Raw genomic sequence first — 566 nt, forward strand, 5'->3', positions numbered from 1 at the left:
CGCTCGGGCAGCACTGGCAAACCGCGATGCGTGATGATGGCCCCCGCCTGTTGATCCGCACGAACCGCCAAAGGTAACCCCGGCCACCATCAGGGGCGCATGGGACGGCTTGAGACTTGTCCCCGCCATCCCATGCGAAACGACGTTCTGCTGTGGTCATCGCCACGGCGTGGGCTAACTCCCCCCGTCGTGGTTTCACCGCCGGCGACGTTCCGGCGCTCTCACCCCCCCCGGGAAAGGGATTCTCATGGCCTCGAAGACCCAACAGACCGGCAACCTCACCCCCGACCAGCTCAATGCCATCGTGGCGCAAGCCGTTCGGGCCGCCCTGTCCGGCGATGAAGCAGTCGAGGCCGACGTGGTGAAGGCGAAAGCCAAGGCGAAGCGCACCACGTCCAGCGGGCGTAAGGCGCTGTATCAACACGCAGCATCCGCCACGGCTGAAGCGCCCAAGGCGGGCGGCGCGGCCTACGGTGTCGCCCCCAGCAAGGGCATCAACGCCGCCGATATCGCCAAGCGGCGCGAGGACGCGCTGGAGGCGGCCATCCCCGGCATCGGCAAGCTCG

General features: G+C 67.8%; 1 protein-coding gene. It reads left to right on the forward strand.

Annotated elements, in window-relative coordinates; all coding sequences use genetic code 11:
- Window positions 1–247: 247 nt before the first annotated feature.
- On the forward strand, window positions 248–566 hold a 319-nt coding region (locus tag R0J92_RS21585), incomplete at its 3' end, for a hypothetical protein (protein WP_411053141.1).

Source organism: Tritonibacter sp. SIMBA_163 (assembly GCF_046535935.1).
GTDB classification, from domain to species: domain Bacteria; phylum Pseudomonadota; class Alphaproteobacteria; order Rhodobacterales; family Rhodobacteraceae; genus Epibacterium; species Epibacterium scottomollicae.